General features: G+C 57.1%; 25 protein-coding genes. 9 read left to right on the top strand and 16 right to left on the bottom strand.

The window, feature by feature from the left end; all coding sequences use genetic code 11:
- Positions 1 to 15: 15 nt before the first annotated feature.
- On the bottom strand, positions 16 to 1,146 hold the full coding sequence (locus tag B2344_RS10760) for a HigA family addiction module antitoxin (protein WP_034740626.1): 1,131 nt from the start codon (positions 1,144 to 1,146) through the stop codon (positions 16 to 18).
- Positions 1,147 to 1,650: 504 nt separating this feature from the next.
- Between B2344_RS10760 and B2344_RS10755 the strand changes: the two genes are divergently transcribed.
- Genes B2344_RS10755 through B2344_RS15960 form a run of 3 tightly spaced genes read left to right on the top strand, consistent with a single transcriptional unit; the run spans position 1,651 to position 4,002 of the window.
- Positions 1,651 to 2,406, top strand: coding sequence for a multiubiquitin domain-containing protein (locus tag B2344_RS10755; RefSeq protein WP_051615399.1), 756 nt, complete (start codon positions 1,651 to 1,653; stop codon positions 2,404 to 2,406).
- A complete protein-coding gene (locus B2344_RS10750; RefSeq protein ID WP_034740627.1) occupies positions 2,381 to 3,565 on the top strand; it encodes a ThiF family adenylyltransferase in 1,185 nt (394 codons plus the stop codon). Before B2344_RS10755 ends, B2344_RS10750 begins: the two co-directional genes overlap by 26 nt.
- Positions 3,562 to 4,002 (top strand): DUF6527 family protein, encoded by a 441-nt coding sequence (locus tag B2344_RS15960; protein WP_081812207.1) that lies wholly within the window; start codon positions 3,562 to 3,564, stop codon positions 4,000 to 4,002. Before B2344_RS10750 ends, B2344_RS15960 begins: the two co-directional genes overlap by 4 nt.
- Before the next feature lie 266 nt (positions 4,003 to 4,268).
- On the opposite strand, the gene B2344_RS10745 is transcribed toward B2344_RS15960, so the two are convergent.
- Positions 4,269 to 4,643 (bottom strand): hypothetical protein, encoded by a 375-nt coding sequence (locus B2344_RS10745; RefSeq protein WP_290485210.1) that lies wholly within the window; start codon positions 4,641 to 4,643, stop codon positions 4,269 to 4,271.
- On the opposite strand from B2344_RS10745, the gene B2344_RS10740 reads away from it, so the two are divergent.
- A complete protein-coding gene (locus B2344_RS10740; protein ID WP_290483610.1) occupies positions 4,642 to 5,172 on the top strand; it encodes a flavin reductase family protein in 531 nt (176 codons plus the stop codon). The two genes, B2344_RS10745 and B2344_RS10740, sit on opposite strands and share 2 nt — an antisense overlap.
- A gap of 42 nt (positions 5,173 to 5,214) precedes the next feature.
- Here the strand turns inward: B2344_RS10740 and B2344_RS10735 are convergent, their stop codons facing one another.
- Positions 5,215 to 6,033 carry an SDR family NAD(P)-dependent oxidoreductase gene (locus B2344_RS10735; RefSeq protein WP_290485209.1) on the bottom strand — a complete coding sequence of 273 codons (819 nt, stop codon included), beginning with the start codon at positions 6,031 to 6,033 and terminating at the stop codon, positions 5,215 to 5,217.
- A gap of 167 nt (positions 6,034 to 6,200) precedes the next feature.
- Here B2344_RS10735 and rpsD point away from each other — a divergent pair, with 167 nt between their 5' ends.
- Both rpsD and B2344_RS10725 read left to right on the top strand, forming a co-directional pair.
- Positions 6,201 to 6,818 carry a 30S ribosomal protein S4 gene (rpsD, locus tag B2344_RS10730; protein WP_034815539.1) on the top strand — a complete coding sequence of 206 codons (618 nt, stop codon included), beginning with the start codon at positions 6,201 to 6,203 and terminating at the stop codon, positions 6,816 to 6,818.
- Positions 6,819 to 6,894: 76 nt separating this feature from the next.
- Positions 6,895 to 7,722 (top strand): PPK2 family polyphosphate kinase, encoded by an 828-nt coding sequence (locus tag B2344_RS10725; RefSeq protein WP_290483608.1) that lies wholly within the window; start codon positions 6,895 to 6,897, stop codon positions 7,720 to 7,722.
- A gap of 38 nt (positions 7,723 to 7,760) precedes the next feature.
- Here B2344_RS10725 and B2344_RS10720 read toward each other — a convergent pair whose 3' ends face one another.
- From B2344_RS10720 to rimO, 3 genes are all read right to left on the bottom strand, one after another.
- Positions 7,761 to 8,411 (bottom strand): GIN domain-containing protein, encoded by a 651-nt coding sequence (locus B2344_RS10720; protein WP_290479554.1) that lies wholly within the window; start codon positions 8,409 to 8,411, stop codon positions 7,761 to 7,763.
- Positions 8,412 to 8,436: 25 nt separating this feature from the next.
- The gene (locus B2344_RS10715) at positions 8,437 to 9,366 is read right to left on the bottom strand and encodes a GIN domain-containing protein (RefSeq protein ID WP_290485208.1); all 930 of its coding nucleotides are present in this window, start codon (positions 9,364 to 9,366) and stop codon (positions 8,437 to 8,439) included.
- A gap of 149 nt (positions 9,367 to 9,515) precedes the next feature.
- A complete protein-coding gene (rimO, locus tag B2344_RS10710) occupies positions 9,516 to 10,883 on the bottom strand; it encodes a 30S ribosomal protein S12 methylthiotransferase RimO (RefSeq protein ID WP_290485207.1) in 1,368 nt (455 codons plus the stop codon).
- Positions 10,884 to 11,056: 173 nt separating this feature from the next.
- On the opposite strand from rimO, the gene B2344_RS10705 reads away from it, so the two are divergent.
- Entirely contained in the window at positions 11,057 to 11,299 is a 243-nt protein-coding gene (locus tag B2344_RS10705; RefSeq protein WP_034815530.1) for a hypothetical protein, read from the top strand.
- Between the two features lie 3 nt (positions 11,300 to 11,302).
- Here B2344_RS10705 and grxD read toward each other — a convergent pair whose 3' ends face one another.
- The 3 genes from grxD to B2344_RS10690 all read right to left on the bottom strand — a co-directional run bounded on the left by grxD (position 11,303) and on the right by B2344_RS10690 (position 14,374).
- Positions 11,303 to 11,641 carry a Grx4 family monothiol glutaredoxin gene (gene grxD / locus B2344_RS10700; protein ID WP_034815529.1) on the bottom strand — a complete coding sequence of 113 codons (339 nt, stop codon included), beginning with the start codon at positions 11,639 to 11,641 and terminating at the stop codon, positions 11,303 to 11,305.
- A gap of 566 nt (positions 11,642 to 12,207) precedes the next feature.
- On the bottom strand, positions 12,208 to 14,067 hold the full coding sequence (locus tag B2344_RS10695) for a M2 family metallopeptidase (RefSeq protein WP_290483606.1): 1,860 nt from the start codon (positions 14,065 to 14,067) through the stop codon (positions 12,208 to 12,210).
- Between the two features lie 70 nt (positions 14,068 to 14,137).
- On the bottom strand, positions 14,138 to 14,374 hold the full coding sequence (locus B2344_RS10690) for a BolA/IbaG family iron-sulfur metabolism protein (RefSeq protein ID WP_034815527.1): 237 nt from the start codon (positions 14,372 to 14,374) through the stop codon (positions 14,138 to 14,140).
- A 135-nt stretch (positions 14,375 to 14,509) separates the two neighbouring features.
- Here B2344_RS10690 and B2344_RS10685 point away from each other — a divergent pair, with 135 nt between their 5' ends.
- Both B2344_RS10685 and B2344_RS10680 read left to right on the top strand, forming a co-directional pair.
- Complete coding sequence (locus B2344_RS10685) at positions 14,510 to 15,508, top strand: M20/M25/M40 family metallo-hydrolase (protein WP_290485206.1); 999 nt, start codon at positions 14,510 to 14,512, stop codon at positions 15,506 to 15,508.
- A 279-nt stretch (positions 15,509 to 15,787) separates the two neighbouring features.
- Complete coding sequence (locus B2344_RS10680; RefSeq protein ID WP_034815756.1) at positions 15,788 to 16,405, top strand: porin family protein; 618 nt, start codon at positions 15,788 to 15,790, stop codon at positions 16,403 to 16,405.
- 62 nt (positions 16,406 to 16,467) lie between these two features.
- On the opposite strand, the gene purL is transcribed toward B2344_RS10680, so the two are convergent.
- The 7 genes from purL to gltX form a co-directional block, all read right to left on the bottom strand.
- Positions 16,468 to 18,744 (bottom strand): phosphoribosylformylglycinamidine synthase subunit PurL, encoded by a 2,277-nt coding sequence (gene purL / locus B2344_RS10675; RefSeq protein ID WP_290485205.1) that lies wholly within the window; start codon positions 18,742 to 18,744, stop codon positions 16,468 to 16,470.
- A gap of 48 nt (positions 18,745 to 18,792) precedes the next feature.
- Positions 18,793 to 19,971, bottom strand: coding sequence for a DUF3089 domain-containing protein (locus B2344_RS10670; RefSeq protein WP_290482899.1), 1,179 nt, complete (start codon positions 19,969 to 19,971; stop codon positions 18,793 to 18,795).
- A 43-nt stretch (positions 19,972 to 20,014) separates the two neighbouring features.
- Positions 20,015 to 21,025, bottom strand: coding sequence for an adenosine deaminase (locus tag B2344_RS10665; RefSeq protein ID WP_290485204.1), 1,011 nt, complete (start codon positions 21,023 to 21,025; stop codon positions 20,015 to 20,017).
- 67 nt (positions 21,026 to 21,092) lie between these two features.
- Positions 21,093 to 22,289: a DUF418 domain-containing protein gene (locus B2344_RS10660; RefSeq protein ID WP_290482900.1), complete on the bottom strand. Its 1,197-nt coding sequence runs from the start codon at positions 22,287 to 22,289 to the stop codon at positions 21,093 to 21,095.
- A gap of 103 nt (positions 22,290 to 22,392) precedes the next feature.
- Complete coding sequence (gene purQ / locus B2344_RS10655) at positions 22,393 to 23,061, bottom strand: phosphoribosylformylglycinamidine synthase subunit PurQ (protein ID WP_206990613.1); 669 nt, start codon at positions 23,059 to 23,061, stop codon at positions 22,393 to 22,395.
- 117 nt (positions 23,062 to 23,178) lie between these two features.
- Positions 23,179 to 24,483 carry a citrate synthase gene (gene gltA / locus B2344_RS10650; protein WP_206990612.1) on the bottom strand — a complete coding sequence of 435 codons (1,305 nt, stop codon included), beginning with the start codon at positions 24,481 to 24,483 and terminating at the stop codon, positions 23,179 to 23,181.
- A gap of 49 nt (positions 24,484 to 24,532) precedes the next feature.
- Positions 24,533 to 26,002, bottom strand: coding sequence for a glutamate--tRNA ligase (gene gltX, locus B2344_RS10645; protein WP_290485203.1), 1,470 nt, complete (start codon positions 26,000 to 26,002; stop codon positions 24,533 to 24,535).
- Positions 26,003 to 26,023 lie beyond the last annotated feature (21 nt).

Below are 26,023 nucleotides of genomic sequence, written 5' to 3'. Positions count from 1 at the left end.
AATCGGAGCCTCCTCCTATTCGCAGTCAAACTGAGCCTTACGCTTCAATGTTTTATTGTGCGCCGAATTGCGAACAATAAGATCCTCATGCTGCAATCGTTCAAGCAGAAGGCCGGGTGAAATCCCTATCTCCTCTGCGAAATCCTCCAATTCTTCTTGTTCTAGATCGTTAGCGTATTCACCATACATTTCTCTAAAGGATGATATTGCATTCTCCGGCACAAGAAATTCGGCTGAATACGCATCTGCTTCGCGTTCTATGTCCCGATCTTCTGTGCCCGTCTTGTCTTGGTCTATGAATATCGATTTCTTGCTATGAAGTAGGATATGAGCGGCCTCGTGGAAGAAAGCGAACCAAAAGCGCTCCTCATATTTTCCCCGATCACTTAGAACGATTACAGCCTTGTCTTTGTGCGCCCAGAAGGCCGCTCCCCTTAATCCGGTATTTTTCAGACTTGGAACAAGGGCGAGCGCAACGCCTGCCTTTGCGCAAAGATCGACTAGCTCATATTCAATCGCCTGCCAGGGGCGCCTTGTCAGTGCACGAATCTCATCTAGCTGCACCCTGAAGTTACCTTCGTCATAGGGCGCTGTGTCTATCTGGTCCGCGAGTATCTCTCCCTGTCTCAGCCAGGCCGCAACTGCATATTGGTCAATTTCATGGTGGTTGTGTTGCTTGAAACGTGCGGGGCTAACCCTCACCTCCCAAAACTCCCTGAACGCATTGATGCTGCTGACACCAAAGAAGCGAAGCATCGTGTCAACCAAGTCCGCTTCTTTTGGTTTAGAGGGCAGGAATTTGGCCTTCACCATTTCAGCGATTGGGAACTCACGCGCCCATGCCATAGCCGCCGCGGAAACGCTCTTTATTCGTTCTTTGGCCCTAGCTTGTTGAAGTTGAAAGCGCGCATCTAACTGTAACCAATATCCCGCACTATCCCCAAGCACACGCTCAAACTGGAGGGCCGTTTCGGGTGAGATTGGGGCTTTGCCCGCAATAATCTCACTGATTGTCTTAGACGTACGGCCACAACGACGAGCGAAGTCTACCTTCTTTATACCACGCGCCTCCAAGACCCAGCTCAGATATGCTCCTGCATGCTCCTGATCGTAGTCGGGGAGGAATTCCGTATTTTTTGTGGCCATTATTTCGTCCCCTCTATGTCGTATATTTTGATCCGCTCTATCTCCGACAATGTTTGCGGTTCGGGCTCCATGTCGGCCCGAAAATAGATTCTGCCTGGGCCATTAGGACCAACAGCGAATGTTGATGGTGATCCCTTATCGACCCGACGCCGCGATACAGGAGGAGAGGCTGAAAGGTCAGCCAGATTTGGCGCCGCATCGAGCGACCAAAGAATGCGCTGCACATGGAGAGCAAGACGATCCCCGAACGTCTCTTGGAGACGCTTTGCGCTGTTGCACAGCGCGCGCAGACGCTGATCCTCAAATCCACATTGCATTCCACGCCGATCGCCCGCCGACGCGGCCGCCTGTTCCGAATCTTTTCGTAACGCAAATCGTTAAGAAGATTTGCCGCCCAAGTCAAACTCTTTTTTCTTTACCTAATGCGTTATGAAAAAGGTTGACTTGTCCTGAGAATGGGAAGATTAATCTTAACGCAACTCGTTAAGAAAAAAGGAGCGCGCCATGGCGCATATTGATGCAGAAGATATCGAGGCGTGCGTCCGTGACGGTCGTGCTCCGCGACAAAACGGTCCCTACGCAATTAAGATTGCCGGACCCGACAGTGATGACTTTGAACGTTATCGTGTTGACGACCCGGTCTTGGTTGGGCGCCAAATTATTGCGGAAAAAGGCGTTACGCCTGCGGATGAACATCTCGTCTTTCTCGTATTGCGTGGCGGCGGCTTTGAAGAGATTCAGCTGGATGAAGCTGTGGACCTCCGCACGCGCGGTGTTGAAAAGTTCATCATCTTCGCCAGTGCAGAATCCCACCGGCTGGCGATCGAGGGGGAGCGGTACGAATGGGGCACCAAACTGATTACCGGTCTTAAGATCGCTGAGATTGGCCGTATTGATCTCGAAGCTTTCGAGCTGTGGAGAGAACGCCGCGGAGGTGAAGAGGACGATCTTATCGAGCCGGACACGATTATTAACCTCAGCGATCCGGGACTTGAGAGGTTCTACAAGAAAAAGCGCCCGCCAAAGAAAATTATCATTATCGTCAATGGGCGGCGGAAGTCGGTCGAACCTCAAGGGCTTTGCTTCGAAGATTTGATCGCGCTCGCCTTTGAGACACCGCCGGAAGGCGAACAGATCTGCTTCACCATCACGTACCGCAAGGGCCCAGCGGATATGCCCGAAGGCTCGCTGATCGAAGATCAGTGTGTGTCGATTATCGCAGGAATGGTCTTCAATGTTACAGCAACTGATAAATCATAGTCCGGATCTTCAGCGCCTCATCGAGGACGGATACGAACTCTCGGTCATTGCGGGACACTTGGTCGTCGACAATGTGCCTTACGTCTCCAGCGATCGGAGTGTAAAGCGTGGCCGACTTGTTTCGGAGCTGAGTCTTTCCGGTGACAGGACTGTTCAGCCGCATACACATATTATGATGTTCGATGGTGAGCAGCCTTGCGATCATCAAGGGAAGCCCCTGACCAAGATCATGCATCAGGCTTCGAAGCGCCGTCTGGGTGGCGGATTGGTCATCACGCATTCTTTCTCAAGCAAGCCAAAGATCGGCTATTATGCTGACTTCTATGAGAAGGTGACAACTTATGAAGCGATTTTGTCGAGCCAGGCTGCGCAGATAGACTCATCCGTCACAGCCCGGACGTTCCGGGTAGTTGAGAACACGGATGAGACATCGCCCTTCATGTACATGGACACAGCATCGACTCGCGCTGGGATTGGCGCAATAACGCAGAAACTCCAGCTCCACAGCATTCATATTGTGGGCCTTGGAGGTACCGGCGCTTATGTTCTGGATGCGATCGCCAAAACCCCTGTCAGTCAAATCCAACTCCATGACGGCGACATATTTGGTCAGCACAATGCCTTTCGTGCACCAGGCGCGCCTGGAATTGAAGACCTCCGACGGCGCGAACCGAAAGTCGATTATTACAAAGGCATCTATAGCCGCATGCATCGGGGGATTGTTGCAAATGCCGCGCATATTGATGCGTCAAACGTGGCGTGTTTGCGCGATGCCGATTTTGTATTCGTTTGCATCGACAACGGCGATGCAAAGCAGCTTATCATTGAGACGCTGGAAGATGCCGGCATTCCCTTTATCGATGTAGGTATGGGAGTTCAGTTTGCAGATGACGGACTCATCGGCATGATCCGTGTAACGACTAGTACACCAGCGATGCGTGCTCATGTTCGCGACAAAAAGCGAATCCCATTGCACTCAGCTAATGAGAACAATCTTTATGCGCGCAATATCCAGATTGCTGATCTTAACATGTTGAACGCCGCCATGGCTGTCATGAAATTTAAGAAGCTTTTCGGCTTCTATGTAGATCTTGAAGGCGAGCATTTTTCGGCGCTTTCAATCGACGGCAATCATTTGCTGAATGAGGACGCTGCATGAAAGCAATTTCGATGCTAAAGCACCAATTCGTCGGCGAAATACCGGGAAAGCTGTCGGCGGGCATTCTCTACATTTCGTTAGAGTTCGACACTATGGCGCATCTTTGCTGTTGCGGCTGTGGCCACGAAATCGTGACACCGCTCAGTCCAACAGATTGGAGGTTCACCTATAATGGCGCCGCAATTACGGTGCATCCGTCGATCGGCAATTGGAGCCATCAGTGCCGGTCTCATTACATCATCCGAAATGGTCGAGTTGTTTGGGCGGGAGACTGGACAGACGAGCAAGTAGCCGCCGGTCGCGCCCGTGATCGTGCCGCGAAAGCGGTGCAGTTCGGCAATACGCCTACACCGCTAGAAGTCAAAGGCGTTGATTCAGAGCCGCCTAAGACCCGGGGGGCAATCGCACGTCTTTGGCGTTGGATGACTAGGCGCTAATCCAACATACAATCGCCCTCCAAAGATCGCCTGCTGCTCTGGCGAAAATATCGATTCAGATACATCGCCTCGGCCAGCCGACCGACGATATCTTCTCGCAAGGCAGCGCTGTATCGGCTGCCTGAATTCATAGCCGTTTTACGATTGATGGATGGTCCAAGAGGTGGCGGAGCAAAATTTGCGTGGATGCACAACATTAATTCAGGTACGAAAAGTGGCTGAATTGGATTGGCGCGATTTTCCTACAAATCTCCCTACATTTGTCCCTACATTTGTGTTGGGAAATATATACAAGTGGTTGATTTGCATATGTATTTTGATTGATTTCGAGCGCTTCGCCCGCTCCAATTTTTCTCAAGACAGCCTGGTTTCAAGCGCGCCATCCTGGGCGCAGCTTGTTGTTGGCGTTGTTTGTGTACCAAGCAAGCCTCACCGCACGTGTGGGCCTCAATGAATTCTTTTTTCCAGCCGGGCTGATGACGAATATTTTGTGCGTCTCGTGTAAAGAGTTTGGCTGCGGCCTGGTCTTCAACCATATCTTGCCGGTCCCTTGCTGCGTCTGTGGTGTAATCAATGCGCTGCAACCTCTTGTCGGCGCCCGTCCACGCCATACTACTGATGTGACCGAAAGTGATGACCATGACAGATGACTTGCAGCCCCTCACAGACCGCGCGCTTCTCAAGCAGCGTTTCCTGGAAGGAATGAGCCTGGTTGCAGCGACCGTGAATGTCATCACGACAGACGGCGCTGCTGGTCGGGCGGGCACGACAGCAACCGCAATGTCCTCAGTCAGCGCCGATACGCCCAAACCGACCTTGCTTGTCTGCATCAATGAATCCTCGTCGCTAACGCCGGTTCTGCTGGGCAATGGCACGTTTTGTGTGAACGTCTTGAAGGACAATCAGGCGGATGTGGCAGATGTTTTTGCCAGCCGCATGACCCACAAATTCAAGGACAAATTTGATGGGGCAGACTGGACGCCGGGCTGGTCTGGTCAGCCTGTCATCTCAGGAGCGCTCGTGGCATTCGAGTGCAAACTGGTTTCGCACAATCAGGTCGGCACGCATCATGTCTGCATCGGTGAGGTTGTTGACGCTGTGCTCGGCGACAATGGCAACTCTCTGATCTATGCGAGCCGCGAATACCGCACCACCGTCAAGCCGGACTAGGCTTTTGGGGGCAGTTTCGCGGTTGCGTATCACTACTGGCCGCTAGCGCGCCGTCATGGCGCCATCGACCACATGCTCCTGCCCGCTGATATAGCTGGAAGCATCCGAGGACAGGAACAGGACCAATTCTGCGACTTCCTCTGGCCGTCCGGCCCGACCCATTGGGCTTGACTGGGTCGCAATCGCCTCGACGTCCATCTGATTGGCACCCGAATGCGCCGTAAGCGCGGCGACGCGTTCTTCATCCATGGCCTCGGTCATGCGGGTGATCGATTTCTGCCAGATCGGCGTATCGATGATGCCCGGATGCACCGAATTGACCCGGATGCCCGTACCCATCTGGGCGCACTCGACCGCCGCTGCCTTTGAAAAGAGTCGAACGGCCCCTTTCGATGTGCAATAGGCGCTCGCCCCAGCTGCGCCACGCAGGCCGGCAACCGATGAAATGTTGACTATCGAACCACCTTTGGAACCCATGTGCCGCATCGCTGCGCGCGTTCCGAGAAATACGCTGTCGACATTCACACTCATCTGCTTGCGCCAATCATCCAGCGTAAAATCCGTGATCGCGCCTGCGATGGCGATGCCGGCATTGTTGACCAATACAGATGGTGTCCCGAATGCGTTCTCGGTTTGGCTGAAGATTGCTTCCCACATGCTCTCATCCGTCACGTCCTGATGCGCGGTGATGATGCGCCCTCCGGCATCTGTGACGAGTCGCTCGGTGACCCTCAGACCTTCGTCATCAATGTCGGTCGCCATGATGGCGGCACCTTCCCGAGCAAGCACGAGTGCGCATGCCCGACCGATACCGCTGCCAGCACCCGTTACAATTGCGATTTTGCCGTCGACCTGGCCCATGTTTTCCTCCCGCTTTTTGCATTGTATGTAGCAGTGGAATGGCTTGACCTGCCAATGGTTTTGAGGTTTACCCGGCGTCTCTAAACGGGATGGTGCAGGGCCGCCGTTGAAATCGTGGGTGCGAATGAGCGCCGCCCACCGACCTGCGTCGACAATGAGGTATTACCATGTCACGTCGCCACAGCGCGAAGTACAAGATCGACCGTCGCGTCGGTGAAAATATCTGGGGCCGTCCGAAGTCCCCCGTCAACAAGCGTAACTACAAGCCCGGTCAGCACGGCCAGAACCGCCGCAACAAGGTTTCTGACTTTGGTCTGCAGCTGATGGCGAAGCAGAAGCTGAAAGGCTACTACGGCGACATCACGGAAAAGCAGTTCCTTCGCATCTATGAAGAAGCGAACCGCATGAAGGGCAACACGTCCGAGAACCTTATCGGCCTGCTGGAATCGCGTCTCGATTCCATCGTCTACCGTGCGAAATTCGTGCCGACGATCTTCGCAGCCCGCCAGTTCGTCAACCACGGGCACGTCATGATCAATGGCCGCCGCTGTAACATCGGCTCCGCGCGCGTGAAGCCGGGCGACGTTGTTCAGATCCGCGAGAAGTCCCGCAACATGGCGCTCGTTCTGGAAGCTCTCGGCAGCGCTGAGCGCGATATCCCGGAATATGTGGACGTCGATCCGAAAGCCATGAGCGCGACTTATGTCCGCGTGCCTGAACTGTCTGACGTGCCGTATCCGGTCCAGATGGAACCAGCCCAGGTGGTCGAATTCTACTCCTCGTAAGTGGACTGAATTCCTTGAACAATCTAAAAGGCCGCGCCAGACTGGTGCGGCCTTTCTTTTTGGAGAATCTGATCGCATGAACATTCCCGATATCGCGCAAGTCCGCCAGCACCTCATTGCCAATCCGGGCGAACCCTTCTCGCTGGCAGCGCGGCCGACCCGGGACCCTGATCTCTTTGCGGACAAGGAAGACGCCAAAACCAGCCTGAAAAAGGACGCGGCCGTCATCAATGAATTGAAGGACATGCTCTACGCCCACAAGAAGCAGTCCGTGCTTGTCGTGCTGCAGGGCATGGATACGGCAGGCAAGTCGGGCACCATTCGCAATGTCTTCGCCGACACCACGCCGCTTGGCATGGAGGTGAAAGCGTTCAAGGCGCCAAGCAAGAACGAACTGGCCCGCGACTATCTCTGGCGCGTTCACAATGCCGTGCCCAAAAAGGGCAATGTCGGCATCTTTGATCGTTCGCACTATGAAGACGTGCTGGTCGTGAAAGTGCGTGGCTTCGCTAGCCCGGAAGACGTGGAACGGCGGTATGAGCAGATCAATGCGTTCGAAAAACACATGACGGAGAATGGCGTCGTCATCGTCAAATGCATGCTGAATGTCGGGTATGAGGAACAAGGCGTCCGGCTCGCAGAGCGCCTTGTCGAGCCTCACAAACTTTGGAAATTCAATCCGGCGGATCTGGATGATCGCAAGGATTGGGCAAAATTCATGTCGGCCTATGAGACCGCCGTTGAGCGATGCTCGACACCGCATGCGCCCTGGTATGTTGTGCCCGCAGACAGCCGGACTCGTCGAAATGCCATGATCGCCCGTCTCGTACGTGGCGCGCTGGAAGATTTGAACCTTGAATGGCCAAATCCTGGATTTAACCCGGAAGACTTCGACATCGGGTAGGACCGGAGGGACATGTTTCCCTCCGATACTCAACTCGATCAGCCGCCATGGAACGCGGTAGATCCGCCGCTCATGGACTTGTTGGCCGAGCGCGACTCGGGATTGCCGTAGATATCGACGCTGCCACCGCTGGACGTCTTGCTCGATGCGGCGTCGCTGGCATATGCCTTGACTGATCCGCCGCTGCTGGCCTTGGCCTGCACAGTTTCACAGGTGAGCCCTTTTGCGTTGGCACTGCCGCCGGACGAAGCTTTTACCTCAAGGCGTGTGCATACGCCGTGGACGGAAACCGCTGCGCCGCTGGAAACGTCTATCTCCATAGGGCCGGACTCCAATCCTTCCGCGAGCAGGGACGAGCCAGAGCTGGCTTCGATCTCGTTGAGCTCCGGGCCGGTCACCGTGAACTTGACGCGCACCTTGTTACCCCACCCCTTTGTGGATTTGCGGGACAGATACAGGCGATCTCCATCGAGGCGCACTTTGACATCTTCAGGGCCACCCCGTTCAAAGTCAGCGGTGATCGAATGCTGAGGTGCACGCACGAATTTGACGGAGACACCGGCGGAGATATCGAGTTCATCAAATCCGGAAAGATTGTACACTTGGGTTGTGTCGGCGGATGCGCTGTAGAGTGACGCGGATAGAGCAAACGCAGCAATGCTGGATGCGATGATAACTGATTTTCTCATGGTCTGATTCCTATAATGCTCGGTGTCAGGATTTTATGGAAATATCGCCGCCGCTCGACTCGGTGATATCGACCTGGGTCGGTGCGCCGTGAACGTTGATGTCGGCGCCACTGGACGCTTTGGCTTCCAGCGCCTCAGTCACGCTGACGGACACGTCCGCGCTACTGGATGCGTCGATCTCGGCGGACTTGCACAACAGATCCTTGGCTTCAACGTCGGCGGATGACGATGCATCCACCGTAATCTCGTCGCATGTTCCGGTGAGCACAATATCGGTGCTGGATGAGGCATCGACATCGATATCTGCTGTGCTTTCCAGAACCAGTTTAACGTCAGAGCTGGAGGAAGCGTCGATTCTGGCCCGACTATTGGTGACCGCATGAGCGATCACATCCGCGCTTGATGTTGCCTCGATCGATATTGCCCCGACAATGAAGTCGGATGCGTCGATACTGGAGGAAGACGATGCGTCCATGTCGGCTGAAGCGGCGCGACCGGAAACGATCAGTTTAGCGCTCGAAGAAGCGTCCAGTTCGATTTTCCCCGCATCGATCCCGGAGGCTTCAAGAATTGAGGATTGCGCCACGTCCAGTTCGGAAATGCTCGGCGACGTTACACGTACCGTGTAGGACGGCATGCGCTTTCCGTTCACCTTCACCCGCAAGTCGCCTTCGACGAGATCCACGTGAAGATTGGCCCGTAAGGATTTCAGGAAGCCGAGGCTTTCACGGCCGATTTGCAGCTCTCCATCATCAGTTTCGATGCTGATATCTGAAAAGTCGCCTTCGGCCTGTTCAACAATGACCGTGGTCTCAGCGCCGGTTTCGTACAGGACCTTGATACCACCATTCACATCAATGCTGGAGAAGGAGCCGACTGGGAAGTCCTTAGTCTCGGCCAGAGCCGGCAAGGCTGCGATGGACAGGGCGGACAGGGATATGAGCGCGGGTTTCATGGGGGTGCCTCCAATTTGATGAGGCAAGTATGATGTATCGAATAACGATAAGTCAACATATTGTTTTTCAATAATACGAAAAAACCCGTGCGTGTGCTCTGTTATCCGGTGTCGGCATTGCAGAAGACAAGTTGACGACGATTAAGGGGTTAGCCGTCCTTGCTGGCAAGCTGTCCGAGCAGGTCGTAATCATCTGCTCCAGTGATTGCCGCCGAGACGATGTCGCCCGCTTGCAGGTGACTTGCATTTTCCAGATAGACCACGGCATCGACTTCCGGCGCATCAGCCTTGGTGCGGCCTATCATTTCGCCGGTCGAGTCAGATGGGCCGTCAATTATGACGTCCTGAACGGTTCCGACCTGCGCAGCGGCGCGATCAGCAGACACTTTCGCCTGCACTTCCATGAAGCGGTGCCAGCGCGCTTCCTTGACCTCATCTGGCACATGACCGGGCAGGTCACGGCTGTCAGCATGGGCGACGTTTTCGTATTGGAAGCACCCTGCGCGATCGATCTTCGCTTCGCGGATGAAGTCCAGCAAGATCTCGAAATCCTCTTCGGTCTCGCCCGGAAACCCAACGATAAAGGTTGAGCGGATGGCGAGGTCAGGCACATCCCGGCGCCACTGAAGGATGCGTTCAAGTACGCGGTCCTGTTTGGCGGGCCGTTTCATGGCCTTCAGCACCGGCGCGGAGGCGTGCTGGAATGGAATGTCGAGATAGGGTGTGATCAGGCCTTCGGCCATCAGCGGAATAACCTGGTCCACATGCGGATAGGGATAGACATAATGCATCCGCGTCCACACGCCGAGGCTGCCCAGCCCCTTGGCCAGATCGAGGAAGCGCGTCTGGTATTCAGTGCCACGCCAGGTTTCCGGCTTGTAACGCATGTCCAGTCCATAGGCGGACGTGTCCTGACTGATCACGAGCAATTCCTTCACGCCGGCCCGGACCAGCTGTTCGGCTTCGGTCAGCACATGATGGATCGGGCGGGAGGCAAGATCGCCGCGAAGTTTCGGAATAATGCAGAAGCTGCACCGATTGTTGCAGCCCTCCGAGATCTTCAAATATGCGTAATGGCGCGGTGTCAGGCGCAGGCCACTTTCAGGCACCAGGTCGGTGTGAGGATTGTGCGGCGGGGTGAGGTGCGTGTGGACCGCGTCCATCACGGCCTCATACTGGTGAGGCCCGGTGATCGCGAGCACTTTGGGATGCGCTTTCTCGATCACGTCCGGTTCGGCGCCGAGACAGCCTGTAACGATAACCTTGCCATTCGCTTCAATCGCTTCACCGATCGCCTCAAGGCTCTCATCACGCGCGGAATCCAGAAATCCGCACGTGTTCACCAGAACCAGGTCTGCGCCGGAATAGTCCGGGGCGATCTGGTAGCCTTCTGCGCGCAGGCGCGTGATGATCCGCTCGGAATCGACCAGGGCTTTCGGGCAGCCGAGGGAAACGATGCCGACCTTGGGGGCCTTGGCAGGCCGGATCGGAGCAGGGGCAAGGGATGTCGTGGTCATGATCGCCCTGCTATAACGAATGCTGCGAACTGGAAAGGTCGGGCGCACATCGGGCCGTTTTTTTTCGGTTACCAAACCCTTTCGCTCACTAGAGCAAATTTCCAGCAAATGTTTGACACCCGGAAATGCAGGTCGCGTAATCTGGGAACCGGTAGTTAAGGGAGGGGAGACCCATGACGCACCTGATGATTCTTACCGCAGCCTGGGGGGCGGCCATGCTGGGCATCTATCTGGTCATATATACGCTGATTAAGTGGCGTCGAGCCGCGCGGGCCTGCCATCCGATGCCGTTCAGGCGTCGTAAGAGCTATTTGAGCGGGCTGGCCTTCAGCGTCATGTTTGTCGCGTCACCAGCGTTGGTGCATGCCGACGGACACATGATCCAGGCCAGCATCACAGGATTCTTTCAGGCCTGAGCCTCAGGCGTCTTCCAGCTCGACACCCTTGTCCTTCATGAAGTCGCGCAGTTCGCCGCTTTCAAACATCTCCTTGACGATGTCACAGCCGCCAACGAATTCGCCTTTTACATAGAGCTGTGGAATCGTCGGCCATTCCGAATAGGCCTTGATGCCTTCCCGCACGGCCTGATCTTCCAGAACGTTCGTCGAGACATAGTCCACGCCAAGATAGTCCAGAACCTGCACCACAACTGATGAGAACCCGCACTGCGGGAACGTCGGTGTACCTTTCATGAAAAGTACGACGTCATTGGCTTTGACGGCTTTGTCGATGGCGTCAAGGGTGGCTTGGTCGGTCATGAGGAAGTCTCCGGTGTTTCAGTAGATGTGAGTGGGGAGCTTGCTCAGGTCAAGGGACTGAATCCGGTTCGCGGTGCCAATAGGCGCGTTCCAGAGTGCAGGGTTCCCATGGTGCCTCTTGTGAAAAGGATCCGCCATTAAACCGGGTGTGTTCGCCCATGAATCCTCCTCCGAACGTCCAAATGTCCCGGCGTGCCTGACCGGCGTCCGGCGTGAGAAATTCAAGCCCCAAATTCGTTGTTCTGCCCGGGCAGTAGTCCTCGAACTTACGGCGCCAAATAGCTTCTCTGATGTCATCAAGTTCAGTGTCTGACAGGCTGGTCCTCAATTCCAATCGCGCCCGCCCGCTGGCGCAAGTGACGGTGTAGAGACAGGCATATTCTACACCTTCATGACGTTCATGAAGATGCGAGTCTATCATCCGATCCAGCTTGTCTACGCTTAGGTTTCGCCAGAGCAGGTATCTGTTCAACGGATTGCTGGCAGCAAGGCCACCGATGACAAAAAAGACAGCGGCCACCCACAGGACTATTCGTCTGGGTGACCGCGTCAATTGGGAACGGTGTTTACCAGCCACAGCTCTCGGTGGCGTTCTGGTCTTTCATATAGAGCATCAGCGGATCGAAATACTCGATGATCGCGCTGCCATCCATTTCGCGAGTGCCGGTGAATTCTTCCAGCGTGTCCGGCCAAGGCTGTGACGCGCCAGCTTCCAGCATGGCATTGAAGCGTTTGCCCACTTCCTTGTTGTCATAGATCGAGCAGCGATGCAGCGGTCCTTCCCAGCCAGCCTGCTCACAAGCGGCCTTGTGGAACTGGAACTGCAGGATGTAGCTCAGGAAGTAGCGCAAATAGGGCGTGTTGCCCGGAATGTGGTACTTGGCGCCGGGATCGAAGGCGTCTGCCGGGCGCGGGGCCGGTGGTACGAGGCCCTGATTTTTCAGGCGGAGATCCCACCATGACGTGTTGTAGGCCTCTGGCGCAGTTTCACCAGACAGGACATCCCAGCGCCAGCCATCAACGGTCAGCGCAAACGGCAGGAAGGCGATCTTGTCGAGCGCGGTCTGCATCAGAAGTGCCGTGTCGGCATCAGCGCCCGGCTTTTCCTCAGCGGTGATCAGATTGATCTGTTCGAGGTATTCCGGTGTGATCGACAGGCCGACAAAGTCGCCGATGGCCTCATGGAAGCCATCATGTGCGCCGGTTTTGTACAAGTAGTCCTGATCCTTGTAGGCGCGCTGGTAGAAATTGTGACCCAGTTCGTGATGGACCGTATAGAAGTCTTCCGAGTTCACTTCAGTACACATCTTGATGCGTACATCTTCCTCATCGTCCAGATCCCAGGCTGAGGCGTGGCAAACGACTTCGCGGCCCTCTGGGCGCACGATCATGGAACGCTCCCAGAAAGTTTCCGGCAGCGGCTCGAGGCCGAGGGAGGTGAAGAAGGTTTCGCCTGTCTCGACCATTTTGATGGCGTCATAGCCCTTTTCGTTGAGGCGTTCGGTCAGGTCGTAGCTTGGTCCCGGCACGTCAGGCTTCACGACGTCATAGATGGATGACCATTGCTGGGCCCACATATTACCCAACAGGTCAGCGCGGATCGGGCCGGTGCGCGGCTGCACATCGTCGCCGTATTCTTCATTCAGTTTGGCGCGGGTGAAGCAGTGCAGCTCTTCATAAAGCGGCTCCACCTGCGTCCACAGACGTTGCACTTCAGCTTCCATCTCTTCCGGTGCCATGTCGTAGCCGGACAGCCACATCTGATCGAGGCTTTCGAAGCCAAGCTCATTTGCGCCTTCATTGGCGATCTCGACCATGCGGGCATAATCGTCCTTCATCGGCACGGAGATCGTGCGCCAGCCTTCCCAGACAGCTTTGAGCTCTTCCGGGTCGCGGCTGGTTTCAATGATCGTCGACAATTGGTCGAGGTTCAGTGCCTCGCCCTTATAGGTGAATTTTCCGGTGCCGTAGGTGGCGTCGAGACTGGTCGTGATCTGCGAAAGCTCCTCGGCTGCGCCCGGCGTCGACGGGGCAGGGATCGTGATCCCGGTACGCAACATGGTCATCTTGCGCGCCAAATCAGCTGGCAGGACGCTGACATCGAACTGCTTGGACTCATTCGCGAGTGAAACGGCGAGGATGGTCGATGCCGCACCAGCTTCGGCTGCGAGCGCGTTGGTTTCGGGCGTGATGTTCGTGGCCTGGTTCCAGTAGGCTTGCGCGGCAATACGGCTCTGCGCGGCGAGTTCAGCTTCGGCGCGCTCCAGGAAGGCGCGGGCCTCAGCGATTTCCACGGAATGATCGACTTCAGCGACCACTTCAGGCGCGGTGTCGAGAGTTGTTTCATCTACAGCTTCAGGCGCGGCGCAGGCCGCAATCATGAAGCTCAGCGCGATGGCGCTGGTGGTTAAGGTCAGGCGTTTCATGGGGTCGTTTCCTCATCCTTGGTTGCGGATGAAACAATAACGAACCGACCGTATCGTCAATGCGTCAGATTCAGGAATCCGGTGCCCGCGTTTTCAGGGCCAGCGCATGAAGTTCGCCCCCCATCGTGCCTTTCAGGGCAGAATAGACCAATTGGTGCTGCTTCACGCGGGGAATGCCAGCGAACTGGCTGCTGACGATCTCGGCCTGCCAGTGATTGTCGTCGCCCGCCAGGTCGGTCAGCGTGATCTCGGCTTCCGGGAAAGCGTCGGTGAGATATCCGAGCAGCGTCTCGCGTGACATGGCCATGGGCAGTTCCTTCCAGTTGCGTGGCAGAACTGGCGTTTAGCACCTGCGACGTCAAGCATCCGGCTGAACCGATTGTGACATCAGGAGGGCAACTCTAAAGTGGTAATAACAGAAATCATGATTGGATTCGCCCCCATGACCAGAATGCGCGCCTTCATTCTCGCCGAAGTTCTTTTCATTGTGATGATTGTCGCGGGCGTCTTCTTCTACATGAACCGCGATGACGACGTGGCGGACCGTCTCACGGAGTATCGCGCGATGTATGTAGACGGCCCAGCCATGCTGAACCTGACGGAAACGCTTTCCTCGGACGCACTGGAAGGCCGTGCTGCGGGATCATCAGGCAATGCCGCAGCACGGGGATTCATCCTGAAGCGGTTCGAGACGATGGAGCTGCGCAGGTTCCACGGGACATACGAGTACGCCTTTCCAGTCCTGCCGGGGCCAACGGACGGGTTATCGGAACCGGCAGACGGTGTGAATATTGTTGGCTGGATCGCCGGGGAGACGCCGGGGCGGGGCCCCATGCTCGTGGTTACGGCCCATTACGACCATCTCGGCATCGTTGACGGAGAAATATATAATGGCGCTGACGACAATGCCTCTGGTGTGGCCGCGCTTGTCGGTGTCGCAGAATATTTCGAGCGAAATCCTCCCAAGCATGACATCGTCTTTGCCGCGCTGGACGCCGAAGAAATCGGCTATCAGGGCGCAAAGGCTCTGGTCGAATCTGGGCTGATTGATCTTGGGCGGGTCGCATTGACCATGAATTTCGACATGGTTGGGCGATCCGACGCGGGAGAACTCTATGTCGCTGGCACCACGCCTTACCCGCAGCTGAAGCCCATGATTGATGATTTGGTCACCCAAGTGCCGGTAACCCTGCTCACAGGACATGACTCGCCTGAACTCGGACAGGATGACTGGACCAACCAGTCCGATCATGCCGTCTTTCACGAGATCGGCATTCCATTTCTGTATTTTGGGGTCGAAGACCATCCCGGATATCACGCCCCTTCGGATGATTATGGCGATCTGACACATGATTTCTTTGTGCGGGCGGGCGACACGCTTGTTATGGCGGTGAAGGCGGCGGATGCCTGGCTCATCTCGTCCAAGCGGCAGGAAAACTAATCCTTTCAAGGAGGAAGGGGCGTGAGAACGTCGGCACCGCGGGTTGGTTCCAAACCCGCTGTGCGTCACCGATTTGCAATGCTGCACGAAAGTCTCTGAGCACCGTATTTCAATAAATAAAACAACGGTAAGGGTGGTTAATCCGCATTAAGAACATGTGACTTTCCGGCAACTGCTGGGGGTTGCGGATTTGTCATGGGAACAGACACAGTTCAGACACGGTTTTCTTGTGGTCTCGCCGATCTGGCGGGAGCTGAACACGTCTTTAAAGGAGACCACATGTTTAAGTATTTTCTGATCGCATCTGCAGCCACGGGTCTGGCTGTGTCCGCTCAGGCGCAGTCCTATGAGAGTGACACGGGCTTCTATCTTGATGGCGGGTACCAGTACCTGGAAATCGAACCCGATGGTGCAGAGCAGGGTGTTGACACGAACGGCATCGCCGCGCGTCTCGGCTACAAGTTCAACAATGTCTTTAGCCTTGAAGGTGAACTGGCCTCGGGCATCGATGATGGCGAATTCGACTACAATGTTGACGAAGACGAATTCAATCTCGACGACAACAATGATGGCGACTTCAACGACTTGATCGGCGCTTCCGGCGACATCGGCCTGAACTATCTGGTTGGTCTGTATGGCCGCGCAGATGTGCCGCTTACGGAGCGCCTGAGCGCCTTCGGTCGCGCCGGTTATGCATATATCGATCTTGATGCGTCGCTGGCCACGCCGGGCGGTACGCCGATTACGGTTGAGGATTCCGAGGAAGGCCCGGCCATCGGTGCAGGTCTTACCTATGACCTGACCGAAAACTGGGAGCTTCGCGGCGACTACACCTACTATTCGTTCGAAGATACCGACACGAATGGTGTGATGCTGGGCGTTGGCTACAAGTTTTAGCCTGACATAAAGTCACCAGAGTGAGCACCCCTTTTGCAGAATTCAGAAGGGGTGTTTCTCGTTCAGTCGACGGAATTCATATAGGCCGGCAGCCACCCCTCATGGGCTTTTCTTAGCTCTCCGACGGAAACCACGCCGTATGTTCCTAGGACCAACAGGTCATCGTCTGGCGACTCGGTGAGCTGGCCAAGTACGTCTACGTGAACGTCAGCGACTGCCGCTCTTCCAATTAGTTCTGATAAACAGTCCTCGGAGACGGAAACGAGGGTTCGCGCCTGATCTTCGCCAAACAACCAAGTGCAATTCGTAAGGTCTTTGTGAATAGTTGGATCAATGATGATTCCAATTCCGGTGGCCAGCGCCATATCGATGGCGGCACATATCAAACCACCCTCGCTCACGTCGTGAGCGGAGGTGACTTTCGCTTGTCGTATCATCTCGCGAACGAATGCTGCATTCTTTGCTTCAATCGCGAGGTTCACTTGCGGCGGAGTACCTAGATCGTCACCCTTGAGTCCGAGCCATTCCCGAGCGTAGAGCGAAGCGCCAAGATGACCCTTTGTTTCGCCGACTACAACCAGGGTGTCCCCGGGCTGCGCGCCGTTGAGCGTCGCCACCTTTGACAAATCCTCAATCAGGCCCACGCCGCCCACAACGGGTGTCGGCGGAATGGCAATGCCATCGGTCTCATTGTAGAGGGACACGTTGCCCGACACGACCGGGAAATCGAGTTCGCGGCAGGCTTCGGCCATGCCTTCGATCGCCTTGACGATATAGCCCATCGTGGCGGGCTTTTCCGGATTGCCGAAATTGAGATTGTCCGTGATCGCAATCGGCGTTGCGCCAACAGCGGAGAGGTTACGGTAAGCTTCCGCCACCGCCTGCTTGCCGCCTTCATAGGGATCGGCGGCTACATAGTGCGGGTTGCAGTCGGATGTGATGGCCAGCGCCTTGTTCGTGCCGTGGATGCGCACAATGGCGGCGTCACCCATGCTTTGCGACGAGTCGACCGTGTCGCCCATCACGTGGCGGTCATACTGTTCCCAGATCCAGCGCTTTGACGCCATGTCAGGCGACGACATCAGTTTGAGCAGCACTTCGCCATAATCTTCAGGCTCGGGATATTTTGAAATGTCCAAAGGCGCGCGCTTCGGCGGCTCTGTCCAGGGGCGGTCATAATTCGGCGCATCTTCAGCCAGTGGAGCGACGGGGATGTCGCAAACCGTCTCGCCAAACTGCGTCAGCACAAGATGGCCGGTATCGGTCGTGTGACCGATGACTTCAGCCGACAGGTCATACTTGTCGAACACCGCTTTCGCGACATCGATCTTGTCGGGATAGAGCACCATGAGCATGCGCTCCTGGCTCTCGGACAGCATGATCTCATATGCTGTCATGCCTTCTTCGCGCTGGGGCACCTTGTCGAGGTCCATGACCACGCCGATGCCTTCGCCATTCTCGCCGCCGCTGGCGGCCATCTCGACCGAGGAGGAGGTCAGGCCAGCAGCGCCCATGTCCTGGATTGCCTGAATGGCGTCTGTCGCCATCAGTTCGAGGCAGGCCTCGATCAGCAGCTTCTCGGTGAACGGGTCGCCAACCTGCACGGTAGGGCGCTTCTCCTCGTCGCCCTCGGAGAATTCGGCAGACGCCATGGTCGCGCCATGGATGCCGTCGCGCCCGGTCTTCGATCCGACATAGAAGATCGGATTTCCGGGCGTCGCGCCGCGGGCATAGAAAATCTTGTCCTGATCGGCGAGGCCGACGGCCATCGCATTGACGAGGATGTTGCCATTATAGCCTTCGTCGAACTGGGTTTCCCCGGCCACGGTCGGCACGCCCACACAGTTTCCGTATCCGCCGATGCCCGCGACCACGCCCGCCACGAGGCTGCGGGTCTTGGGATGGTCCGGGGAGCCGAAGCGCAATGCATTGACCAGCGCGATCGGGCGCGCGCCCATGGTGAAGACATCGCGCAGGATGCCGCCCACGCCCGTCGCCGCGCCCTGATAAGGCTCGATATAGGACGGGTGGTTGTGGCTCTCCATCTTGAAGATGGCAGCTTGGCCGTCACCAATGTCGATGACGCCGGCATTCTCGCCGGGGCCCTGGATGACGCGGTCATTCTTGGTCGGGAATTTGGACAGATGACGGCGCGAGGATTTGTACGAGCAATGCTCTGACCACATTACCGAATAGATGCCGAGTTCGACGAGGTTCGGCTTGCGCCCGAGCCGCGTGACGAGGCGCTCCCATTCGTCGGCCTTGATGCCATGTTCCAGGCCGGCAGTGTCATCCTGCTCGGCGGTGAGGTGGGCGAGGATCGCAGTTTTGTCAGTCATGACCGGCGCTTTAGCGGCAATTGCCACGAGTCGCCAGCCTCATTGTGCTCACTCTGCGTTTTGGGCGTCCAACCAGGCCTGCCCTTGCGTTCTGGCAAGGTCCACGAGGTTGCCCATTGCGAGATTCATGTCGACAAGATGCAGGCCCCAATCGGGGACCACTTTGCCGTTGAAAACAAGATCGCCTGGAATGTCATCGGCGCGCGGATCCGCTGGATCAGCGTGAATCGTGACAGCCAGCCAGTCATGGGTGTCGTTGGCCAGGCATTGGGCTGAGAGCAGGCCGGGTAGCGAAACAAAAGGTGTGTCGACCGCGACGCCGTAGTCATTTGGAGCAAGTCTTCCAAGGCTTTGGCGGGGCATGTAGGCTTTCAAATCACCCTGGCCACCGCCGAGCGCCGCCGGATTCGTACAGACCGCGCGTTTGCCGTCCTGGGCCTTGCCGAAAAAGGAATCTTCGGGCGGTGGCGAGGATTCGCGGAAACTGGCGAAACTCACGATGCATCCGGTTTCGGACGGAGAGGAGCAGACCGGCAGACCGGATGCGCGCCCGGTGCCGGGATCAATCACAGTTTCATAGCCGATTGCGTGGACTGCGATGAGCTTCTCCTGAGCGGGAGAGCCGACAATATCCTTTTCCAGCATCTGGTAGATCATGCTGGCACCTTGCGAGTGACCGATCAGGACAACGCCGCGGCCATTGTTCTCGTTGGCAAGATAGGTGTTCCAGCTGCCGATCACATCGGCGTAGCGCATCGCGTCATCTGCAGCTGTCTGACCGGCTGTCATCTGCTTTTGCAGTTCCAGCAATGTGGTCTGTCGGTAGATTGGTGCAAAGAGGCGGCATGTTTCGCCGTATCGGGCAAACTGATTGGCTACAACGTTCAACTCTTCGGGCCCCGCAATCATGTCGCTGTTTGGCGTGACGTCGAAAGAGACTGTTGGGTAGATGTAGAAGCAGTCGAAAGCGGGCTCAGCTGCCGGGGTGTGGGGCAATCGGGTCGTGGTGCCGTCCGCCAATATTTCGGTGGCTGCCAGGTCGATGGAGCAGGCATCGTCACTCTTGTCCGGATGACAAAGCCAGTTCGCCGTATCAGAATAGTCATTCACCGCGAAGGCAGGCGGCTCAATAGGTGGGTCCGCTGGGGCGTCAGTCACTGAGCCGGCGTCGTTTCCGCAAGCGGAAATCGCAAGCGCGGCCGAACCGAAAATGAATTTCTTGAGCATTGCGGATTTCCTTAGATTTTGGAATGGACGGATCGAACGTGGGTCAGCTACCCCGCACCCGGTCGATTTCTGACAGGTGGCGGCTTTTGTCGGCGTCGCTCAGGAACGAGCCGGTGAAGCTATTGCGGGCCAGCTGGACGATCTGATCGGCCGACAGGTCCAGCGCTTCGGTGATGGCCTCGTAATTCTGGCCGATATAGCCGCCGAAATAGGCCGGATCGTCAGAGTTCACGCACACCAGCAAGCCTTCTTCCAGCTGACGTTTCACCGGGCTCTTGCGCAGGTCGTCGAGCACGCAGAGCGACAGGTTTGACAGGGGGCAATTGGTGAGCGGCGTCTGGGTGTCGCGCAATACGGCGATCAGAGCGGGATCTTCCATCGCGCGGTTACCATGATCGATCCGGTCCGCACCGATGTCCAGAAGGGCCTCTCGCACATATTCCGGAGGGCCTTCCTCGCCGGCATGCAGGCAGAGTTTGAAGCCAAGCTCGCGACAGCGCGCAAACAGTTTCTGGAATTTCGACGGTGGATGCCCGACCTCGGAACTGTCGAGGCCCACGCCGACAAAATGGTCGTGCCAGGGTGCGGATTCTTCGAGCAAGGCAAACCCGTCCTCTTCGCTCAGATGGCGCAGGAAGCTCATGATGAGTTCGGATGTGATGCCCAGCTCTTCCTCGCCGCGCTTCAGCGCCGAGATTATACCATCAGCGACAGTTCCAAACGCCACGCCGCGCTCTGTATGCGCCTGCGGATCGAAGAACATCTCGACATGGACGACATTGTCTTCCTTGGCGCGCTTCAGATACGCGAAAGTCATGTCATGGAAGTCCTGCTCGGTGCGCAGCACATTCATGCCCTGATAATAAAGGTCCAGGAATTCCTGAAGATTGTTGAAATCATAGGCCGCCTTGGCCTCTTCCAGCGTCTTGAACGGAATCTCGATCTGATTGCGCTCGGCCAGCGCCATCATCATCTCCGGTTCGAAACTGCCTTCGATGTGCAGGTGCAGCTCAGCCTTGGGCAAGCGCGCGATGAGATCTTTGTGGGCGGTCATGGAAGCCTCCTGTTGGGTCAGTCCCATAGAACCGGATCGGACGCGAAGGGCAACCGGTCGAACGCGGCTAACGTGCGCCGAGATAGGTCCAGTTGCGCAGGATGGCCTCCATGGGGCCGCGCTGGAACTTCACCCGCCAGAGGCTGACAAAGGCGACGCTGAAGAGTGCGGTGAGGAAGGCAACGCCAATGGTCTGTGCCGCGGTCAGGCTCGCGAAGTAACCAAAGCCATACGCGGTGAACAGCAACGAGAAGATCAGGCCCTGCATCAGGTAGGCGGTGAGCGAGGACGTGCCGCCCCGTGCGAAGAAAACCGTGACGGGCCCCGGTGTACCTTCGGCCCATTTCGCGATCACGCCGAGATATCCAAAAGTGGAGAACGGACTCCCGATCGTGACCAGGACGAGGCCGAGCAGCATTCTCGGATCGGTCATGCCGTGGCTGTCGACCAGCAACCAGCCGCCTGCGCTGCTGAGCAGCAAACCGACAGGCAGTGCGAAACGGCGCGCAGGTTTCCAGATAGGGGCCGAGGCACGGGCGATGATGCTGCTGCGTACGGCCGCAAGGCCAAACAGGAAGAAGGCGAACGCACCAAATCCCTGGAACAATATCATGAAAGGGAAGCCTGAAAGATATTCAGACACGCGATAGGCCGCTGTTTCGGCAAAACCGGCCGACCCGAAGATTTCGAGCGCCTTGGCGTCTGCCACGGCGAACTCTTCCGTCACCGCCACCATTTCCTCTGGTGCAAAGGTGACCCCTAGATACATCATGAGCGCGATCGCTGAGACGAGCAGGATCTGGATCGCGTAGATGATGCAGCCCCAGACGATCAGCGTCTTCTGGGACGCATTGCGGAACAGGAACAGGATTGAGCCGAGCACCGCATAGATCACGAGAATGTCGCCGATGAAGAAGCAGGCAATGTTCAACGCACCAAAGGCCAGCAGGCCCACGATGCGACGCCAGTACCGCCCTGCGAACCCGACCCCGCGCCGTTCAGCGGACTGCATCTGATAGGCGAAGCCGACCCCGAACATGAAGGAGAACAGTGAGTAGGACTTCATCAGGAACAGGGCGTTGACGCCGAACCAGGCCGCGTCATCGATGCCGCTCACTGTTGCACCATCGGCATGATAGCTGCTCATCATGGGCCAGGATAGGACGCCGACATTGACCAGCGCGATGCCGAACAGTGCCCATGCGCGTGCAAGGTCAGGAAAGATTTCGCGGCCAGCAGCCTGGCTTTCTTCAAGATATGTCATGGTGTTCCCCGCAGCCCCAAAATTATTGATTATCGATATATTCATGCGCTTATCGCGTCAAGAATAATCTTGGGTGGGGGCGGGCCGTCAGGGAGGCCCAGGGTCAGGCCGCGCTGAGCAGGCTCTCGAACACGCCAAGACCGTCGGTGCCGCCCTCATGCCCGCCAATGGCGCGCTCTGGATGCGGCATCATGCCGAGGATGCGGCCATTTTCGCTGAGAATGCCGGCGATGTCCCGCGCAGAGCCGTTCGGGTTCTGGCCGCTGGCATAGCGGAAGGCCACGCGGCCTTCGCCTTCCAGCGTATTGAGCGTGGTGTCGTCAGCAAAATAATTGCCGTCATGATGGGCGACGGGGATCACTACGTCCGATGCGCCGGAATAGGCGCTTGTATAGGCCGTGTTCGTCGACTCGATCTTCAGGGCCTGAGGGCGACAGACAAAGTGGAGCGAGGCATTGCGCATAAGCGCGCCGGGCAGGAGACCCGTTTCGCAAAGGATCTGGAAGCCGTTGCAGACGCCGAGCACATAGCCGCCGCGCGCGGCATGATCGTGCAATTGCGAGATCACGGGTGAATTGCCTGCCATCGCGCCGCAGCGCAGGTAATCGCCGTAGGAGAAGCCGCCGGGAACCATGACGAGGTCAGTGCCCTCGGGGATCGTGCCATCCTTGTGCCAGACCATGGCCGGCGCCTGACCGGTTACCTTGGCAAGGGCGTCATGCGCGTCGCGGTCGCAGTTCGATCCGGGGAAGACAATCACAGCGGTTTTCATGCGCAGGCCTTTAGCAGGGAGTCGGGTGAAAAGGGAACAGGCATTTGCGGTATTACCTGTCCCGAAACCAAAGAAGCCCCGGACGCTGCCGGGGCTTTCTGAATCGTGGATGGCGGATTAACGCTGATCCATTGGTACATAATCGCGCTGGGCAGCGCCGGTATAGATCTGGCGCGGGCGGCCAATGCGCTGGGTCGGGTCGACCAGCATCTCGTTGAGCTGGGCAATCCAGCCAACCGTACGGGCCAGCGAGAACAGGACGGTGAACATCTGCTTCGGGAATCCGATCGCGTCGAGAATGATGCCGGAATAGAAGTCGACATTCGGGTAGAGTTTCTTCTCGGCGAAATACTCGTCTTCCAGAGCAATCCGTTCCAGCTCCATGGCGACTTTCAGGATCGGCTGATCCTTCAGACCCAGCAGGTCGAGCACTTCGTGCGCCGACTCGCGCATCACGGTCGCGCGCGGATCGTAGTTCTTGTAGACGCGGTGACCGAAGCCCATCAGGCGGAACGGGTCAGATTTGTCTTTGGCCTTTTCAATGAATTCCGGAATGCGGTCCACGGTGCCGATTTCGTGCAGCATGTTGAGGCAGGCTTCGTTTGCGCCGCCATGGCTCGGGCCCCAGAGACAGGCCACGCCAGCGGCCACAGCCGCGAATGGGTGCGCGCCCGACGAGCCTGCAAGACGCACGGTCGAGGTCGAGGCATTCTGCTCGTGATCGGCGTGCAGGATGAAGAAGCGGTCCATTGCTTTCGCAATCTTCGGATCGACCTTGTAGTCTTCAGCGGAGACCGAGAAGCACATGCTGAGGAAGTTCTCCGCATAAGACAGCTCGTTGCGCGGATCGACGAATTTCTGGCCCATATTGTACTTCAGGATGCGAGCGCAGAGCGTTGGCATCTTCGCGATCAGGCGGATCGAGGCGAGGCGACGCTCTTCCGGATCTTCGCTGTCCATGGCGCCAGGATAAAATGACGCCATCGCGCCAACCGTTCCGGTCAGCATGGCCATTGGGTGGCTGTCACGACGGAACCCTTCGAAGAAGCGGTCCATCTGGGTGTGCAGCAATGTGTGCTGCTTGATTTCGTCATTGAAGCTGTCGAGTTCGGCCTTGGAAGGCAGTTCGCCATTCAGGATCAGGTGGCAGACTTCGGGGAAAGTCGCTTGCGCAGCCAGCTGGCCAATCGGATAGCCGCGGTGCAGCAGGACGCCTTCTTCCCCGTCAATGAACGTGATCTGGCTTTCACAGCTCGCCGTGGAGGTGAAGCCCGGGTCAAAGGTGAACTGGCCGGATTGCGCGTAGAATTTGCGCACATCCATGACGTTCGGCCCATGCGTACCGGACAGGACGGGCATGTCATACGATTTGCCGTCAATTTCGATCTTCGCTGTACCAGCGTCTTTGGTCTTGTTTTCCATCAGCTTTAGCCCTTCCAAATCATGTTTTTGTCCAGCGCGGCGTGGGAGTTTAATCCCTTGCCTTCGCCGTTTGATCTTCAATACGTCCCAGCGCCTCATCCTGTCCGAGCCATTCAAGGACCGGTGCAATGTCTGGCGCGGGCAAGCCGCCTGTCAGCGCAGCCCTTAGCGGTTGACCCACCTGCCCCATGGAGAGGTCGTGGTCAGCGCAATAGGAACTTATGACGTGCGATATAGTTTCTGCCGTCCATTGGCGCAATTGCTGCAGTTCGTCGCGCAGACCGGCGAGCCGGTCAAGTCCTTCTTCTGACAGCGACTTTCGCGCTTTCTTGTTCATCTGGATTGGCCGGATGTCGCGCAGGAACGCGAACGCCTCAGCCAGTTCGGGGAGCGTCGTGCCGCGATCCTTCAGGCCGGCCATCGCAGCGCGGATGCGAAAAGTCTCGGCTTCGCTCATTGGGGCATTGGCTTCAAGATAGGGCAATAGAAGATCGAAGAGGCGCGCGTCATCGGTCGCGCGCATGAAATGGGAGTTGATCTGACCCAGCTTTTCAAGGTCCAGCCGGGCGGGCGCCTTGTTGATACCCTCGATATCGAAAAGTGCCGTCGCTTCGGCTTCGGTGAAGATTTCCTGGTCACCATGGCTCCAGCCAAGGCGGAGCAGGTAGGCTTTCATGGCTTCCGGCAGATAACCCATCTCGCGATAGGCCAGCGTCGAAAGGGCGCCGTGGCGCTTGGACAGTTTCGCCCCGTCCGGTCCATGGATCAGGGAAACGTGAGCGAATTTGGGGATATCCCAGCCCATCGCCTCATAGATCGGGATCTGGCGGAAAGCATTCCTCAGATGGTCATCGCCCCGGATCACATGGGTCACGCCCATATCGTGGTCATCTACCACCACGGCCAGCATGTAGGTCGGGGTGCCGTCGGCGCGCAGCAGGATCATGTCGTCCAATTCGCTCGCCTGAATGGTCACGCGACCCTGAACGCCATCCTCAAGTATTCGGTCGCCGCCATCCGGCGCGCGCAGGCGCACAGTATAGGGGGCATCCTCGGAAGGCGCCGGCGCACCATCGCGCCACGGAGAGCGATAGGGGGCGAGCAATTCGTTGGCCTCGGCCAGCAGCGCAGCTTTCGCATCTTCCGAAACACCGTCGGCCTTGGCAGCCTGGCGCTTTTCTTCGCCTAGGTCGCGGCGCGCTTGCAGTTCTTCGGGCGTTGCATAGCAACGGAAGGCGGTGCCGCGCGCGATCATGTCGAGGGCAATTTCCGTGTGGCGAGCGGCTTGGTCAAACTGCATGACCGGAGGGGCGTCCGGTGTCAGGCCCAGCCACTCCATGCCTTCCAGAATGGCGGCTGTCGCCTCGTCAGATGAACGGGCGCGGTCGGTATCCTCGATCCGCAGAAGAAACTTCCCGTTGTGCCGTTTCGCGAAGAGGTAGTTGAAAAGTGCCGTCCTTGCCCCTCCAATGTGCAGCATGCCAGTGGGAGAGGGGGCAAAACGCGTGATGACGCTCATGGGACAGGCAGGCTCCGATTG

The sequence above is a fragment of the Hyphomonas sp. UBA3195 genome (assembly GCF_002366485.1).
Taxonomy (GTDB): Bacteria; Pseudomonadota; Alphaproteobacteria; order Caulobacterales; family Hyphomonadaceae; genus Hyphomonas.
Note: the sequence above shows the minus strand (reverse complement) of the source record. Positions and strands in the feature narration are given on the sequence as shown.